14 protein-coding genes, 1 tRNA gene and 4 pseudogenes are annotated in these 15296 nt (G+C 72.5%); 13 read left to right on the top strand and 6 right to left on the bottom strand.

Features of this window, described 5'->3' with window-relative positions; genetic code table 11:
• Positions 1 to 74 precede the first annotated feature (74 nt).
• From xerD to QUE40_RS08155, 6 genes and pseudogenes are all read left to right on the top strand, one after another.
• Positions 75 to 1000, top strand: a pseudogene (gene xerD / locus QUE40_RS08180) (site-specific tyrosine recombinase XerD).
• Positions 1001 to 1124: 124 nt separating this feature from the next.
• Positions 1125 to 2032: pseudogene (locus QUE40_RS08175) on the top strand (ParA family protein).
• Positions 2033 to 2037: 5 nt separating this feature from the next.
• On the top strand, positions 2038 to 3024 hold the full coding sequence (locus QUE40_RS08170) for a segregation and condensation protein A (RefSeq protein WP_289232838.1): 987 nt from the start codon (positions 2038 to 2040) through the stop codon (positions 3022 to 3024).
• A complete protein-coding gene (gene scpB / locus QUE40_RS08165; protein ID WP_433997056.1) occupies positions 3002 to 3673 on the top strand; it encodes an SMC-Scp complex subunit ScpB in 672 nt (223 codons plus the stop codon). Before QUE40_RS08170 ends, scpB begins: the two co-directional genes overlap by 23 nt.
• A complete protein-coding gene (locus QUE40_RS08160; protein ID WP_289232837.1) occupies positions 3670 to 4545 on the top strand; it encodes a pseudouridine synthase in 876 nt (291 codons plus the stop codon). The genes scpB and QUE40_RS08160 overlap by 4 nt, the downstream gene beginning before the upstream one ends.
• 47 nt (positions 4546 to 4592) lie before the next feature.
• A pseudogene (locus QUE40_RS08155) lies at positions 4593 to 5622 on the top strand (prephenate dehydrogenase).
• Positions 5623 to 5645: 23 nt separating this feature from the next.
• Here QUE40_RS08155 and QUE40_RS08150 read toward each other — a convergent pair.
• Entirely contained in the window at positions 5646 to 6221 is a 576-nt protein-coding gene (locus tag QUE40_RS08150) for a toprim domain-containing protein (RefSeq protein ID WP_142005218.1), read from the bottom strand.
• An 82-nt stretch (positions 6222 to 6303) separates the two neighbouring features.
• Between QUE40_RS08150 and cmk the strand changes: the two genes are divergently transcribed.
• The 6 genes and pseudogenes from cmk (at position 6304) to QUE40_RS08120 (ending at position 10850) form a co-directional block, all read left to right on the top strand.
• Entirely contained in the window at positions 6304 to 7038 is a 735-nt protein-coding gene (cmk, locus tag QUE40_RS08145) for a (d)CMP kinase (RefSeq protein ID WP_433997055.1), read from the top strand.
• Positions 7022 to 7297 (top strand): annotated as a pseudogene (locus QUE40_RS19095) (lysophospholipid acyltransferase family protein); the annotation flags it as partial. The gene cmk and the pseudogene QUE40_RS19095, both read left to right, overlap by 17 nt.
• A 71-nt stretch (positions 7298 to 7368) precedes the next feature.
• Positions 7369 to 7716 (top strand): lysophospholipid acyltransferase family protein, encoded by a 348-nt coding sequence (locus tag QUE40_RS08135; protein ID WP_289233144.1) that lies wholly within the window; start codon positions 7369 to 7371, stop codon positions 7714 to 7716.
• Positions 7717 to 7801: 85 nt separating this feature from the next.
• Positions 7802 to 9277 (top strand): ribosome biogenesis GTPase Der, encoded by a 1476-nt coding sequence (gene der / locus QUE40_RS08130; RefSeq protein ID WP_236022307.1) that lies wholly within the window; start codon positions 7802 to 7804, stop codon positions 9275 to 9277.
• Between the two features lie 119 nt (positions 9278 to 9396).
• Positions 9397 to 9473 (top strand) — tRNA-Pro (locus tag QUE40_RS08125).
• Between the two features lie 1224 nt (positions 9474 to 10697).
• On the top strand, positions 10698 to 10850 hold the full coding sequence (locus QUE40_RS08120; RefSeq protein ID WP_289232835.1) for a type II toxin-antitoxin system Phd/YefM family antitoxin: 153 nt from the start codon (positions 10698 to 10700) through the stop codon (positions 10848 to 10850).
• Positions 10851 to 10868: 18 nt separating this feature from the next.
• Here QUE40_RS08120 and QUE40_RS08115 read toward each other — a convergent pair whose 3' ends face one another.
• Both QUE40_RS08115 and soxR read right to left on the bottom strand, forming a co-directional pair.
• A complete protein-coding gene (locus QUE40_RS08115; protein ID WP_289232834.1) occupies positions 10869 to 12374 on the bottom strand; it encodes an MFS transporter in 1506 nt (501 codons plus the stop codon).
• Between the two features lie 78 nt (positions 12375 to 12452).
• Positions 12453 to 12911 (bottom strand): redox-sensitive transcriptional activator SoxR, encoded by a 459-nt coding sequence (gene soxR, locus QUE40_RS08110; protein ID WP_289232833.1) that lies wholly within the window; start codon positions 12909 to 12911, stop codon positions 12453 to 12455.
• Positions 12912 to 13056: 145 nt separating this feature from the next.
• Between soxR and QUE40_RS08105 the strand changes: the two genes are divergently transcribed.
• On the top strand, positions 13057 to 13404 hold the full coding sequence (locus tag QUE40_RS08105; protein WP_142005212.1) for a hypothetical protein: 348 nt from the start codon (positions 13057 to 13059) through the stop codon (positions 13402 to 13404).
• A 36-nt stretch (positions 13405 to 13440) separates the two neighbouring features.
• On the opposite strand, the gene QUE40_RS08100 is transcribed toward QUE40_RS08105, so the two are convergent.
• The 3 genes from QUE40_RS08100 to QUE40_RS08090 all read right to left on the bottom strand — a co-directional run bounded on the left by QUE40_RS08100 (position 13441) and on the right by QUE40_RS08090 (position 15185).
• Positions 13441 to 13707, bottom strand: coding sequence for a hypothetical protein (locus tag QUE40_RS08100; RefSeq protein ID WP_142005211.1), 267 nt, complete (start codon positions 13705 to 13707; stop codon positions 13441 to 13443).
• Positions 13707 to 14414, bottom strand: a complete 708-nt coding sequence (locus QUE40_RS08095) for an HNH endonuclease family protein (protein ID WP_142005210.1) — start codon at positions 14412 to 14414, stop codon at positions 13707 to 13709. Before QUE40_RS08095 ends, QUE40_RS08100 begins: the two co-directional genes overlap by 1 nt.
• A gap of 105 nt (positions 14415 to 14519) precedes the next feature.
• A complete protein-coding gene (locus QUE40_RS08090; RefSeq protein ID WP_289232832.1) occupies positions 14520 to 15185 on the bottom strand; it encodes a DinB family protein in 666 nt (221 codons plus the stop codon).
• Positions 15186 to 15296: the final 111 nt, after the last annotated feature.

Below are 15296 nucleotides of genomic sequence, written 5' to 3'. Positions count from 1 at the left end.
AGCGCCGGGGTGGCGCCGCCAGCGGAACCGGCACAGCTGTGGGGAGCCGGCCCCGCGCCGGTCACAATGGCGGGATGCCGACGACCCCTCTCGAGCGCGCCGTCCGCGGGTGGCTGGACCACCTGCGGGTCGAGCGGGGCATGTCGCCGCACACGCTGCGGGCCTACGAGCGCGACGCCCGGCGATACCTCACCTATCTCGGCCGGGCCGGCGTGCGCGAGCCGGCCGACGTCACCGAGGCGCATGTCACCGGCTTCCTGGCCTGGTTGCGCGAAGGCGACGAGGAGCACCCGCCGCTCGCGGCCAGCTCCGCGGCCCGGGCCGTGGTCGCCGTGCGCGGCTGGCACCGGTTCCTCGCGCTCGAGGGTGACGTGACCGCCGACGTGGCCGGGGCCGTACAACCGCCGACGCCGCCGCGCCGGCTCCCCAAGGCGATCCCGCTGGACCAGGTCGAGCGGCTGCTGTCGGCGGCGAGCGTCGGCGACACCCTGCGTCGCTGCGCGACCGCGCCCTGCTGGAGGTGCTGTACGGCATCGGCGCCCGGGTCAGCGAGGCCGTCGGTCTCGACGTGGACGACGTCGACCTGGGGGAGCGGTCGGTGCGCGTGCTCGGCAAGGGCGACAAGGAGCGGGTGCTACCGCTCGGCAGCTACGCGGCCGAGGCGGTGACCGCCTACCTCGTGCGGGGGCGGCCGGCCCTGGCCGCGGCGGGGAAGGGCACACCGGCGCTGTTCCTCAACCGGCGCGGCGGCCGGCTCTCCCGGCAGAGCGCCTGGACGGTAATCCAGCACGCCGCCGACCGGGCCGACCTCGCGGGGCACGTCAGCCCGCACACCCTGCGCCACTCGTTCGCGACGCACCTGCTCGACGGCGGGGCGGACGTGCGGGTCGTGCAGGAGCTGCTCGGCCACGCGTCGGTGACCACGACGCAGATCTACACGATGGTCTCGGTCCACCAGCTGCGCGAGGTGTTCGCCGCCGCCCACCCGCGCGCTCGGTGACGCCGGGGCCGGCCGCGCTGCCCGCGCGCGCAGGTGCGCCCGCCCCTCCGCGCGCTCGGTGACGTGCGTTAGGTTGGGCCGCGATCGGCGAGACGCCGAACGTCGGCAGGCGGGAGTGAAACGCGTGACATCGCAGGCATCTGCGGGCGAGTCGCACCAGCGACTGCCCGGCACCGAGTCCGCAGGCAAGGGACAGCTCGGCCCCACGGGGCGACCGCTGCCCGCCTTCCCGCCTCCCCCGCACTCGCCTCGCACGGCCCGGCCCGGGTCATCTCGATGTGCAACCAGAAGGGCGGGGTCGGCAAGACCACCAGCACGATCAACCTGGGTGCGGCCCTGGCCGAGTACGGCCGCAAGGTGCTGCTGGTCGACTTCGACCCGCAGGGCGCGCTGTCGGTGGGCCTCGGGGTCAAGGCGCACGAGCTCGACGTCACCGTCTACAACCTGCTCGTCGAGCGCTCGCACGACATCAAGGACGTCATCCGCCCGACGGCCACCCCGGGCCTGGACGTGCTGCCGGCCAACATCGACCTGTCCGCGGCCGAGGTCCAGCTCGTCGGCGAGGTCGCCCGCGAGATGGTCCTGTCCCGAGTGCTGCGCCCGGTGCTCGACGACTACGACGTCGTCCTCATCGACTGCCAGCCCTCGCTCGGCCTGCTCACGGTCAACGCGCTGACCGCCTCGCACGGCGTGATCATCCCGCTGGAGTGCGAGTTCTTCGCGATGCGCGGCGTCGCCCTGCTGGTCGAGACCATCGAGAAGGTCACCGACCGGCTCAACCCGCGCCTGCAGATGGACGGCATCCTCGCGACGATGTACGACGGGCGCACCCTGCACAGTCGCGACGTCGTGCGCAGCGTGGTCGACCACTTCGGTGACACCGTCTTCCACACGGTCATCACGCGCACGGTGAAGTTCCCCGACGCGACCCTCGCGGCCGAGCCCATCACGACGTACGCCTCGACGCACGGCGCGGCCGAGGCCTACCGCCAGCTCGCGCGCGAGCTCATCTCGCGCGGTGGGGCGGCCTGACGGCGATGAGCGCCGACGAGGCCGTCGTCGCCCCCGAGGCGTCGGCGCCGGACGCCGACGCTGCGCCGGCGTCCGCGCAGCCCGAGGCTCCCGGCGGCGTGCTGACCCGGCGCGCCGCGGACGCGCCGTTCGAGGTGCACCTGGACGTCTTCTCCGGCCCGTTCGACCTGCTGCTCGGGCTGATCAGCAAGCACAAGCTCGACGTCACCGAGATCGCGCTGGCCAAGGTCACCGACGAGTTCATCGCGCACATCCGCGAGGCGCAGGAGCAGCACAGCGACTGGGACCTCGGGCAGGCCTCGGAATTCCTGCTCGTCGCCTCGACGCTGCTGGAGCTGAAGGCGCACCGGCTGCTGCCGACCTCCGGCCCCGACGACGAGGACGACCTGGAGCTCATCGAGGCGCGCGACCTGCTGTTCGCGCGGCTCCTGCAGTACCGCGCGTTCAAGGAGTCGGCCGCCTGGATCGGCGAGCGGATGGCCACGCACGGGAGGATGACCGCCCGGCAGGCCGGGCTCGAGGAGCAGTTCGCCGGGCTGCTGCCCGAGCTGATCATCAACGTCACTCCCGAGCAGCTCGCGATGATCGCGGCGCGGGCCATGACCCCGCGGCCCGAACCGACCGTCGGCCTCGCGCACCTGCACGCCGCCCAGGTCAGCGTGCGCGAGCAGGCGGCGCTGGTCGTCGAACGGCTGCGCGAGCGGCGCACCGCCTCGTTCCGCGACCTGGTCGCCGACGCCGACTCGACCCTGGTCATCGTCGCCCGCTTCCTCGCGCTGCTCGAGCTGTTCAAGGAGGCGGCGATCGGCTTCGACCAGCCGGAGGCGCTCGGGGAGCTGACCGTGCGCTGGACCGGCGACGAGGCCGGCCAGGTCGAGATCACCGACGAGTTCGACGAGGACATCCCGGTCGAGGACATCCCCGACCAGGACATCCCGGACGAGGGAACCCCCGATGAGGAGGACGCGCGTGAGCGACGACCCGCAGACTGAACCCCAGACCGAACCGCCGCAGCCCGACGTCGTGCCCGAGGCGGCCGAGGCGGCCGAGGCCGAGCCGGAGCAGATCGCCTTCGACGTCAGCGACTTCCCCGGCGGCGCGCGCAGCGCCATCGAGGCCGTGCTCATGGTGGTCGACCAGCCGGTGACCGCCGACGAGCTGGCGAGCGCGCTGGAGCTGCCCGTCGAGGACGTGCGCACCCACCTCAGCGACCTGGAGCGCGAGTACGACCAGCAGCAGCGGGGATTCGCGATCCGCAGCATCAACGACGGGTGGCGCGTCTACAGCCGCTCCGACTTCGCGCCGGTGGTCGAGAAGTTTCTGCTCGACGGGCAGCAGGCGCGGTTGACGCAGGCGTCGTTGGAGACGTTGGCGGTCATCGCCTACCGGCAGCCCATCTCGCGGTCGCGGGTCAGCGCGGTGCGCGGCGTCAACGTCGACGGCGTGATCCGCACCCTGCTCACGCGGGGGCTGATCCACGAGCTGGGGCAGGACACCGAGGGCGGCGCGATGCTCTACGGCACCACGCCGCTGTTCCTCCAACGCATCGGGCTCGGGTCGCTGGAGGAGCTTCCTCCGCTGGCGCCCTACCTGCCCGACGCAGATGTCATCGACGAGCTGATCGAGCAGGGGCAGGCATGAGCACTCCACGAGGCCGCAAGGCGGCCGCAGGCAAGCAGCAGCGCTCCGGCGGTGGCCGGTCGGGGCAGGGTCCGCAGCGCGGCGGGCGCCCGCGCGCGGCAGCTCCGCAGCGCACCCCGCGCAGCGAGCGCGTCGACGTGCACCAGCCCGACGGCGTACGCCTGCAGAAGCTCCTCGCGTCCGCGGGCGTCGGCTCGCGGCGGGCCTGCGAGGTGCTGATCACCGAGGGTCGCGTGCAGGTGGACGGTCAGGTCGTCACCGAGCTCGGCGTGCGCATCGACCCGACCACGCAGGTCGTGCACGTCGACGGCGAGCGGGTGCAGCTCGACGACTCCAAGGTCTACCTGGCGTTCAACAAGCCGCTCGGCGTCGTGTCGACGATGCACGACGAGCTCGACCGGCCCTCGGTCGGTGACTACCTCGAGCAGCGCAAGGACCGGCTGTTCCACGTCGGGCGGCTCGACGCCGACACCAGCGGCCTGCTCCTGCTCACCAACGACGGCGAGCTGGCCAACCGGCTCCAGCACCCGTCGTACGGCGTGCCCAAGACGTATCTCGCGGTCGTGCCCGGGCCGATCCCGCGGGACCTCGGCAAGCAGCTGCGGGCCGGCGTCGAGCTGGAGGACGGGCCGGTGCGGGTCGACTCGTTCAAGATCGTCGACTCCCAGCCGGGCCACGCGATGGTGCAGGTGGTGCTGCACGAGGGGCGCAAGCACGTCGTGCGCCGCATGCTCGAGGCGGTCGGCCACCCGGTCGAGTCGCTGGTGCGCACCGACGTCGGCGCCGTGCACCTCGGCGAGCTGCGCCAGGGCAAGATGCGCCCGCTGAGCAGCCGCGAGATCGACAGCCTCTACAAGGCGGCCGGCCTGTGACGACCGTCCGCGTCGTCGGCACGGGACTGCTTGGCACGTCGATCGGAATGGCGTTGTCCGCCAAGGGTTTTCGCGTGCAGCTGCACGACACGTCACCGACGTCGGTGGCGCTGGCGCGCGACCTGGGAGCCGGTGAGGTGGGCGACGACCCCGCGGACGTGGTCGTCGTCGCGACGCCCCCGACGTGGCCGCGAGCGTGGTCGCTCAGCAGCTGCGCGACCAGCCCGACGCGGTCGTTACCGACGTGGCGTCGGTGAAGCAGACGGTGCTCGAGGAGCTGCGCGAGGCCGTCGGCGGCGACGCCCTGGCTCGCTACGTCGGGTCGCACCCGATGGCCGGACGCGAGCGCTCGGGGGCGGTCGCCGCGCGCGCCGACCTGTTCGAGGGGCGCACGTGGGTGCTCTGCCCGCACGAGACGACTGCCGACCGAGCGCGTGCCGTGATCGACGAGATCGCCCGCGCCGCAGGGGCTTCCGTCGTCACGATGCCCGCGGCGGAGCACGACCTGGCGGTCGCGGCGGTGTCGCACCTGCCCCAGGTGGCGGCCAGCCTGGTGGCGGCGCGGCTGCGCGACCTGCCCGACGACGCGGTCGGCCTGGCCGGCCCGGGCGTGCGCGACGTGACCCGCATCGCCGCGTCCGACCCGCTGCTGTGGACCCAGATCCTGGCGGGCAACGCGGCCAACCTGCTGCCGGTGCTCGACGCGGTGGCCGACGACCTCGACCGAGTCCGCTCCGCCGTCCGGGCGATCGGCGAGGGGAGAACGCCGCGACGGGGGCGCGCGGGGTGCTCGCCCAGACCATCGCCGACGGCCAGACCGGCCACGCGCGGCTGCCGGGCAAGCACGGCGCGCCGCCGACGGCGTACGCCTCGGTCATCGTCGTGCTGCCCGACCGTCCTCGCCAGCTGGCCCAGCTGTTCGCCGACGTGGGGGACGCGGGGATCAACCTGGAGGACCTGCGCATCGAGCACGCCGTCGGCGCCCAGGTCGGCCTGGCCGAGCTGATGGTGCTCCCGGCCGCGCTCGAGCCGCTGCAGGAGGCGCTCACCGCCGCCGGCTGGCGGCTGCACTCCTAGAGACGGCGCGGCCGAGGGCGGCCTCAGGCCGTGCGGGCGCCCACCAGCGCCAGAGCGTGGGCGACCACGCCGGAGAGCGGCGCCGGGGTCGTCGCGGGGGTGAGACGACGAGCGAGCTGCTCGGCGAGCAACGCCTTGCGGCCCGAGCCGGACCCGGCGAAGCGGTGCAGCTGGTCGCCGATCGGCCGGTCGCGCCACTGCGGCTGGTGCACGAACGTCTCGAACCGGGCGCCGTCGCCGATCGCGTCGAGCGCCTCGACCACCTGCGCCGGGCCGAGCGCGCGGATCAGCTCGTCCTCAAGGTCGGCGTCGCACTCGAAGAAACCGTGCTCGACCAGGCTCGCGCCCGGTTCGAGCCGCACCCCGCGCCGGCGCAGCGCCCGGGTGACGAAGCGGCGCTCGGCCGCGTCGTAGAGACCGGCGCCGGCACGCCCGGCGGTGCGGGCCAGCCAGCGGTCGACGTTGGTGATCCCGCCCATCGGCAGGACCGCGACGGCGTCGAGCGCGTCCTGCGCGGCCAGCAGATGGCGTACGACCACCGCGTCGCTCTCGCCCTCGACGAGCACCACGACGCTCTGGGACGGATCGCCAGGCGGCACCGTTCGATCCTGCGGCGAGCGGCGCACCAGGTCAACGGAGTTCGCCCGATGCGGTGCGGTCGGCCCGGCGCCGGTCGCTAGCATGACGGCCGTGATCGACGACCCCGCCGCCTCCTCCCGCACCGCCGACGAGCAGGTCGTGGTGGCGATCGACGGGCCGTCCGGGTCGGGCAAGTCGTCGGTCTCGCGCGCGGTCGCGACCCGCCTCGAGGTGGGCTACCTCGACACCGGCGCGATGTATCGCGCGCTCACCTGGTGGTGCCTGGAGCGCGGTCTCGACCTGTCCGACCAGGACGCGGTGGCCGTCGCGTCGCGCGAGCTGCCGCTCGTCATGAGCCACGACCCGCAGGCGCCCGCGATCACGGTCGACGGCACCGCGGTCGACCTCGCCATCCGCGAGACGCGGATCTCCGAGGCGGTCTCGGCCGTCGCGACCAACCTCGCCGTGCGCGCCGACATGAAGCAGCGTCAGCGCGCGCTGATCGGCGAGATCGCTTCTGCCACAGGGGGAGTCGTGGCCGAGGGCCGTGACATCACGACTGTCGTCGCGCCCGACGCCGACGTGCGGATCCTGCTCACCGCGTCCGAGGCCGCGCGCCTGGCGCGTCGCTCGAAGGAGCTGCACGGCAGCGACGACGACTCCTCGCTGGAGCGCACCCGCGAGCAGGTCGTGGCCCGCGACGCGAAGGACTCGACGGTCTCGCAGTTCTCGGTCGCCGCCGACGGGGTCGTCACGGTCGACACCTCCGACCTCGACTTCGAGCAGTCGGTCCAGGCGGTGCTCGACGTGGTGCGGGCCGGTGTCCGCGCGGGCTGAGGTGACGGCGCCGAGCGAGCGTCGCGCCGCCGCCGGGCGTCGGCTCGGCCGGGTGCTCGCCCCCACGCTGTACGCCGTCCGCCGCTCCGGCGTCGACCGCGTCCCCGCGGACGGCCCGCTCGTGGTGGTGTCCAACCACTCGGGGTTCCTCGACGGGCCCCTGATCTACTGCACCTTCCCGCGGCCGCTGCACTTTCTGGTCAAGCGCTCCTACTTCGAGACGCCGTTCGGGGTGCTGCTGCGCGGCACCGGCCAGATCCCCATCTCGCAGGCCACCGGCGACCGCGAGGCGCTGGCCGCGGCCCGGGCCGTGCTCGCGCGCGGGGAGCGGTGGGCGTCTTCCCCGAGGGCACCCGCGGCAGCGGGCAGGTGGAGCAGGCCGAGCAGGGTGCGGCGTTCCTCGCGCTGCAGGCCAAGGCGCAGGTGCTGCCGGTGGCGAGCCTCGGCACCCGCACCACCGGGGGCGGGCGCGACTCGTGGCCGCGGCTGCGCAGCCGGATGGAGGTGGTCTTCGGCGAGCCGTTCCGGATCGACGACGACCTGGGCGGCCCCGGCCGCGAGCGGATGCGCCGCGCGACCGAGACGCTGCGCACCGGGCTGGCCGAGCACGTGCGTGCCGCCGTCGCCGCCACCGGTCTCGCGCTGCCGGGCGACACCCCGCCGCCGTCGCTGCGCTGACGCCGGCGAATCCGATTCCCGTCGCACGGCCGCGGTGCGCGACAATGGCGGCTTCCCGCACGCCCGCCACGACTCGAGGAACGACGTGACCGAGCACGACCCCGCCGCACCCGCGACCGACGCCGACGAGGCCGCGGTCGAGCACGCCCTGCGCGTCGGCCTCGACGAGTTCGAGCTGAGCGAGGAGGACCGTTCGCTGCTCGACGCCGACGCCGGTGACCTCGACGACGGCGCCGGCGCGGACGTACGCCCTGTCGTGGCTGTCGTCGGACGGCCCAACGTGGGCAAGTCGACCCTGGTCAACCGCGTCCTCGGTCGCCGCGAGGCGGTCGTCGAGGACGTGCCCGGGGTGACCCGTGACCGGGTGGCCTACGACGCCGAGTGGTCCGGCCGTCACTTCACGCTCGTCGACACCGGCGGCTGGGAGGTCGACGCGCAGGGCATCCACCTGCGGGTCGCCGAGCAGGCCGAGGTGGCGGTCGAGCTGGCCGACGCCGTGCTGTTCGTCGTCGACGCGCGGGTCGGCGCGACCGACACCGACGAGGCCGTCGTGAAGCTGCTGCGCCGCTCGAAGAAGCCGGTGATCCTGGTCGCCAACAAGGTCGACGACCAGCGCACCGAGGCCGACGCCGCGATGCTGTGGTCGTTGGGCCTCGGCGAGCCCTACCCCGTCTCGGCGCTGCACGGCCGGGGCAGCGGCGACGCGCTCGACGCGCTGCTGGACGTGCTGCCCGAGAAGTCCGCGGTGGGCGGGGCGTACGCCCGCGGCGGCCCACGCCGGGTCGCGCTGCTCGGCCGGCCCAACGTCGGCAAGTCGTCGCTGCTGAACAAGCTCGCCGGCGACGACCGGGTGGTCGTCGACGACGTCGCCGGCACGACCCGTGACCCGGTCGACGAGCTGATCGAGCTCGGCGGCAAGACCTGGCGCTTCGTCGACACCGCGGGCATCCGCCGGCGCGTGCACCAGACCCGCGGCGCCGACTTCTACGCCTCGCTGCGCACGCAGGCCGCGCTGGAGAAGGCCGAGGTCGCCGTCGTGCTCATCGACGTCGAGGAGCCGATCGCCGAGCAGGACATCCGGGTCGTGCAGCAGGTCATCGACGCCGGGCGCGCGCTGGTCATCGCCTTCAACAAGTGGGACCGGCTCGACGAGGAGCGCCGCTACTACCTCGAGCGCGAGATCGAGCGCGAGCTGGAGCGGGTCACCTGGGCGCCGCGGGTCAACGTCTCGGCGCGCACCGGGCGGCACGTCGACCGGCTCGTGCCGGCCCTGGAGACCGCGCTGGACTCCTGGGACGAGCGCATCCCCACCGGCAGGCTCAACGCCTTCTTCGGCGAGATCGTCGCGGCGCACCCGCACCCGGTGCGTGGCGGCAAGCAGCCGCGCATCCTGTTCGCGACGCAGGCCTCGACCCGGCCGCCGAAGTTCGTGATCTTCGCCTCGGGCTTCATCGAGGCGGGCTACCGCCGGTTCCTGGAACGGCGGCTGCGCGAGGAGTTCGGGTTCGACGGCACGCCCATCGAGCTCGCCGTGCGGGTGCGCGAGAAGCGTCGGCGCTGACGGACGTACGTCGGGCGCGGCGCGGCCGCGCACGACCGGCCCCGATTCGTTGAGACGGCAGGCGCTGCGCTAAGGTTCAGGTCGCCCTGAACGGCGGTTCCGACCGTCACTCGGGGCATCGGGCTGTGGCGCAGTTTGGTAGCGCACTTGACTGGGGGTCAAGGGGTCGCAGGTTCAAATCCTGTCAGCCCGACCAGGTGATGTCCCAGGACATCGCGGACACCCGGACCCACGGATGCGTGGGTCCGGGTGTTCGTCATTTCGGGGTTCGTGGCCAGGAATCGCACTATCGTGAAACGCGTGAAAGATGCAGCCCTGGCGCCCATATACTTTCTCTTTGCCGGTGAGGATGGCGAGCGATGTCCAGCGCTTGGAGCGTTCTCCGACCCTGGGGTGCTGCGCTTGGCGGCGAGGGAGTGGGGATCCAGATCGGGCCAGCAGGCAACCTGGGAGGAGTTTTTCCTCGGCGCCCCGGAAGCACCCTTCGAAGTTTCTGGAACCATATATGCGTGGCTCGCGGTGTGGCCAGATAGCCCGGTCATCGCCAACGCTCATCTAAGTCGCGAGACTGCCATGGAGTGGGTAAGGCGATCCCCGCTAAGCGAAAGTGGGTACACGGCAAGTGTCCTAACTCTTGTTTCTTTTAGGCTCAACGAATTCGACCGGGGTCACCCGGTGACGACGAAGGCGACGTAGACCCAGCCAGCCCAGGTGTGCCGATGTCGTGCACGCCACGCACGCCTGGCCCGCCACGCGCCGTACTGGCGATGAGCGCGTGCTCGCGGGGTTAGAGTCCGTCCTCGCGCCGGCCCATGATCACGGTCCCTTCGCCGATACCAGGTCCGAGGATGTTCCACCCCTCGGAGGCGTACAGGAGCCTGGCGAGGTCTCTTGGCTCGGCGGTGGTCATCAGGAGCAGATGCTCATGGGGAAGTCCTCTCAGGAGGGCGCGCATGAGCCCCCGGCCGGTCCCCGGTCCCCGCAGACCGGGCAGCGGGGAGCACACCCAGGCTGACCAGCTCGAAGTGCCCGCCCAGCCATGCCTGCGCCACTCGGGGGTCCAAGACCTTGAGCGCGTTGTCGGTCCACCACTGCCCCGCTCACCGGTGTATCCATAGGCGAAACCGACAAGCGCGTCCCCGTTGTAAGCACGAGCAAGCCGGAAGCCATCTCGAACGCTGTGCTTGTCCCAGACGGAGCTTCGCCAAGTCTGGTAATCGGAGAAGTCACCGAACACGGCCTCGTACACGGGCCACAGCTGAACGGCAACGCCGTCCGCGACGCGGGCATCCACCCGGAAGTGACCACGGGACCGTTCTACCGGAAACTGGTCCGGGCGCTGACGGATCCACGCCCAACCAGCTCTGGGCGCCGCCCGCTGAGATGTACATCTCTTCAGTTTCAGGGGCACGATCGAGGCATGGCCGAACTCACCGTGACCGATGCGCGCGCCCGCTTCGCGGACGTCGTCGACTCCGCGCGCCTGGGTCACGAGCCGGTGCATCTCACCCGACGCGGTCATCGCATCGCCGCAGTCATCGACGCCGAGGACCTGGACCGGTGCTCCCGGTGAGCCTTCCGACACATCGCGTTACCGCTCCGCCCGCTGGCGGCCACCGGCGGACGCGAGGAGCATCACCACGACCACGGACAGCACGAGGCACACCACACCGACGCCGATCTGGGTGAGGTGCCAGGAGCTGGTGAACGCCTCCAGCTCCGCCGCCCGGGCGGGGTCCTGGACCGGGGCGAGCCTGCCGGACGCGACCTGCGCAGCCCGCTCCGGTGCACCCAGCTCGCGCGTGAGAAGGCCGAGCAGCGCAGCGCTGAAGGCAGCGATCACGAGCGCCTCGGCCGCCCCGCGCAGGGTGTTGAGGAAGCCTGCCGCGGTGCCGACGAGGCGGGCCGGGACAAGCGACATGGCCTGACCGTCGGTGATCCCGAACGACGCGCCCATGCCGATCCCGATCAGCAGCAAGGGCGCCGCGACCCGGGCGATGGTCGCCTCGGGGGCCAGGAGCAGCAGACCGAAGTTTCCCGCGACGACGCACACCAGGGCGATCGTGATGAGCCACCGGGCCGGCACCCCGCGGTTCACCAGCGTGGCTGCTGCGATCGGGGCCACCAGCACCGGAGCGGTGAGCAGCAGCATCACCAGCCCCGCGCTCGCGGGGGAGTGGCCTGCGGCGGCCTGGAGATAGGTCGGCAGGAAGACCAGTGCGCCGAGGAAGCCCACCGATGTCGTCAGCGTCGCGAGGCACCAGCCCATGAACCCGCGATCGGCGAGCAGCTGTGGAGCCAGGACCGGGGCGGCGCTGCGCCGCTGCACCAGTCCGAACGCCGTCGCGGCGACCGCTCCGAGGAGGAGCACGACGAGGGTCGCCGGGTGGGTCCAGCCGAGCGCGGGGGCCTCGAGCAGGCCGAACATGAACGCGGTCAGCGCCACCACGAACAAGGCGCTTCCCGCCCAGTCCGTGCTGCTGCTGGGGTCCCGGGACTCCGCCAGCCGCCGGGCACCGAGCGCGACAAGCCCGCCCACCGCGGCGAACACCGCGAAGCTCCCACGCCACCCGGTCAGCGTCACGAGAGCTCCGGTCATGGTCGGGCCGAGAGCGATCCCGACCCCGGCCATGGTCCCCATGAAGGCGAACGCGCGGTTGCGGGCCGCGCCGTCGTAGACGGAGGCCAGCAGTGCGCCGCCCGCAGCCATGATCCCTGCGCCACCGACGCCCGAGACGATCCTGGCGACGTCGAGAACCAGGATCGACGGCGCGACGCCCGATGCCAGGAAGGCGAGGGCGAACACCGCCGCCGAGGCGGTGAAGACCCGGCGTCGGCCCGCACGGTCGGCCGCGGCTCCGGCCACGAGGGTCATCGCGGCGAACGCCAGGTTGTAACCGGCCACGACCCAGCTCAGCGCCGAGCCAGAGGCGTTCAGGTCGCGGCCGATGTCCGGCAGCGCAATCGCCGTGCCCGAGATCGAGGTCGCCACGAGACCGACCCCGACCAGGACGACGGGCAGCGTGAGTCGGGCTGGGGCGCGAGAGCGTACGTCGGTGGCGGGGTTTGCCGCTGTGGTGCCGGACGATGGGGTCATCTCGGAGTCCTTTCGACGAGCGGGGCACGCGCCCCGCACCAGGACTCCAGCACCTCAACTTCTGTTGAGGTCAAGCGATCACGTGTCACCGAGCAGCCGGCGCGGCCCGCTGCCGTGCTTGCCGAGGCGGTCGTTCTGGTTCGCGAGCAGGCAGCGGTCGATGGACAGGCAGCCGCAGCCGACGCAGTCGGTGAACCGGTTGCGCAGCTGCTGCAGCCGTTCGATGCGGGCGTCCAGCTCGGACTGCCAGCCGGCGGTCAGCCGCTCCCAGTCCTGCCGCGTCGGTGCACGGTCCGGGGGCAGGGTCTCCAGCTGGTCGCGCAGGTCGGCCAGCGGGATCCCGACCTGCTGGGCGATCTGGATCAGCGCGACCCGGCGCAGGACGTCCCGCCGGAACCGGCGCTGGTTGCCGGCCGTGCGGGTGCTGGTGATCAGGCCCTGCCGCTCGTAGAAGTGCAGCGCGGACACGGCGACGCCAGATCGGGTGGCGACCTCACCGACGGTGAGCTCGGCCTGGTGCCACTCCGGTCGCCGCATCTGCCACCGCCTCTCGTCCCCGGCCACGTCGCGAATGACGCTAGAACCTCAACGACGGTTGAGGTCAACGAATGGAGTGCGCGCCCACCCGTCAGCTCACCTGCCGGACCTCGCGCGCGGCAGCCGCCGCGGGCAGGCTGGGGACATGAGCTACAGCCTGGCGTTCTGGAGCGGCGGCGACGCCCTCGACCCGCAGCAGTCGTACGAGACCATGAACGAGGGCCGACGCCTCGACGGCGTGGACGAAGTCAGCTCGGGCGACGTCGAGACCGCGCTCGGGTCGCTGCCCGACTGGCGTCGGGAGGGCAACTTCCTCTTCCCGCCAGGCCCGGTCGTCGACGAGGACCCGGCGTTCGACGTCTACGTCGGCGAGCAGATGGTCGAGATCACCGGCTACAGCGCGGAGGGGGAGCAGATGAACGCCATCATCGACGCGCTGTCGCCCCTGGGGCTGCGGCTCTACGACCCGCAGACCGGCGAGCGGTTCGGCTGAACCGCTCGCCGTCCGCAGGCGAAGCGGAGGCGTGGCTCAGATCTGCACGCCGAGGTCGCGCACGTCCACCGACCGGGCGTTGCCCGACTCGTCGGCGCCGGGGTCGCGTCGCAGGTGGCCGACCACCTGCTCCAGCGACGCCTCCTCGGTGAGCGGGGATCCGGTGACCGTGTAGGTGTCGGTCGAGCCGGCGTACGTCGTGCGCACGGTCTTGTCCTCGAGCCACACCTCGAGGTCGCCGGTCACCGCGCCGACCTCGTCGGTCATCACTCCGCCGACCGGGGCGGTCATCTTCTGTCGCATCAGCAGGGTCCCAACATGTTGGTCAGGGCCGACTTCTCGGCCGAGGTCACCGACAGACCGTACTTCTGCTTGGTGAAGGTCCACCGGGTCGCGTAGAGGCAGTGCGACGCGGTCAGCGGCGGCTTCCACGCCTCCGGACCCTTGTCGCCCTTGGCCTGGTTGAGCGAGTCCCACGACGACACCAGCACCAGCGGGTCGTTGGCGTACTGCGTCTTGCGGGTGGTCGACCAGCCCGCCGCGCCGGAGCGCCAGGCGTTGGCCAGCGGCACGATGTGGTCGATGTCGATGTCGCTCGCGGCGTTGAACTTGTTCGCGGAGTACGGGTCGATCCAGGTGCCGGCGAGGTTGGTGCAGGTGCTCGACATCGTGACGTTCTGCCCGTCGCGGTAGAGCGCGGCGTTGCGCGCGTTGCACGCGTCGTTGGGGGCGACCGGCCATCCCCACGTGCTCGCGTCGCGCCAGTGCGGGAACAGGTCGCGGCTGTATCCGGTCATCGAGCCGGCCGCCTTGACGGTCAGGCCGCCGAGGGCGCTGCGGGCCGCGCTCGGCGTCATCGACGAGGTCATGCCCTTCTTCAGCTGGGCGGCTGCGGTGCTGCCGGAGACGGTGCCGATCTGCGCGGCCGACGCGGGCTGCGCCGACCAGGCGAGAGCGGCGACCGCGACGACGGCGATCGATGCGGACGTACGTCGGCGTGGACGAATCATGGTGCGGCTCCAGGGGATTGGAGGAGGGCCACACCCAGCCCAGCCCACCGTGCGCCTGCGTAGGACAACGCCAGGCAAAGGTTGGGTCAACCCGTGGTGGCCGAGCTAACCGGCCGAGGCGCGCCGCTCGATCACGTCGAGGTCGCGCACGGCGTAGCGATGGTGCTCCCACTCCTCGCCGAGGATCGTGTGCAGGCAGGAGAGCACGGTCTCGGGGTAGTCGGGCCCCCACGGGTTCCTCCGCTGCTCCGCCAGCTGGGCCGGCGTGACCGACCCCAGGAAGTCGCGCACCATCGCGACCCGGTCGGCGCGCACCTCCAGCACCCGGGCGTACGCCGGTGCGGACTCCGCGAAGATCGCCGGGTCAAACCCGTCCTCCGCGAACTCGGTGTGCGCGACCCCGATCGGGTGGTAGGCCTCCTCGAACCCCCGCTCGAGCACGGCCCGACCGAGCCAGGTGTCGGTGGCCATCACCAGGTGCCGCAGAGTCTCGGCGAACGACCACTCGCCCTCGACCCGTTCGTCGGTCGTCCCCGGAGGCATCGCCGCCACCCGGTCGAGGGTGCCGGCCCAGGCGCGTTCGAGCGCGGCCCAGGCGTCGCGCAGCCCCGCGGGGTCGGACGCCTCGCGCAGCTCCCGGCCCGGGAAGCGCCGGTCCAGCTCGGCGTCGACGAACGGGCGCACGTCGACCCCGTTGACGAGCAGCGGGTCGTCGCCCTCGAGCAGCCACGGCGAGTCGATGGTGAGGCCACAAACCTCGACGCCGCGCATCCGGACTCCCGACAGGTCGCAGCCGACGAACCGCGCGCCGGTGAGGTCGCGCCCCCGATCCGCGCCCCGCGCAGCGCGCCGGGGCCGCTGCCGGCCTTGTCGGATGCCGAC

The organism is Barrientosiimonas endolithica (genome assembly GCF_030296655.1).
Classification (GTDB): domain Bacteria; phylum Actinomycetota; class Actinomycetes; order Actinomycetales; family Dermatophilaceae; genus Barrientosiimonas; species Barrientosiimonas humi.
This window is presented reverse-complemented; position numbering and strand designations above follow the sequence as displayed.

Excerpts from the sequence above, each read along its gene's own strand:
- QUE40_RS08170 (WP_289232838.1), top strand. The coding sequence starts at position 2,038 with ATGAGCGCCGACGAGGCCGTCGTCGCCCCCGAGGCGTCGGCGCCGGAC.
- QUE40_RS08160 (WP_289232837.1), top strand. The coding sequence starts at position 3,670 with ATGAGCACTCCACGAGGCCGCAAGGCGGCCGCAGGCAAGCAGCAGCGC.
- cmk (WP_433997055.1), top strand. The coding sequence starts at position 6,304 with ATGACGGCCGTGATCGACGACCCCGCCGCCTCCTCCCGCACCGCCGAC.
- QUE40_RS08120 (WP_289232835.1), top strand. The coding sequence starts at position 10,698 with ATGGCCGAACTCACCGTGACCGATGCGCGCGCCCGCTTCGCGGACGTC.
- QUE40_RS08115 (WP_289232834.1), bottom strand. The coding sequence starts at position 12,374 with ATGACCCCATCGTCCGGCACCACAGCGGCAAACCCCGCCACCGACGTA.
- soxR (WP_289232833.1), bottom strand. The coding sequence starts at position 12,911 with ATGCGGCGACCGGAGTGGCACCAGGCCGAGCTCACCGTCGGTGAGGTC.
- QUE40_RS08105 (WP_142005212.1), top strand. The coding sequence starts at position 13,057 with ATGAGCTACAGCCTGGCGTTCTGGAGCGGCGGCGACGCCCTCGACCCG.
- QUE40_RS08100 (WP_142005211.1), bottom strand. The coding sequence starts at position 13,707 with ATGCGACAGAAGATGACCGCCCCGGTCGGCGGAGTGATGACCGACGAG.
- QUE40_RS08095 (WP_142005210.1), bottom strand. The coding sequence starts at position 14,414 with ATGATTCGTCCACGCCGACGTACGTCCGCATCGATCGCCGTCGTCGCG.
- QUE40_RS08090 (WP_289232832.1), bottom strand. The coding sequence starts at position 15,185 with ATGCGCGGCGTCGAGGTTTGTGGCCTCACCATCGACTCGCCGTGGCTG.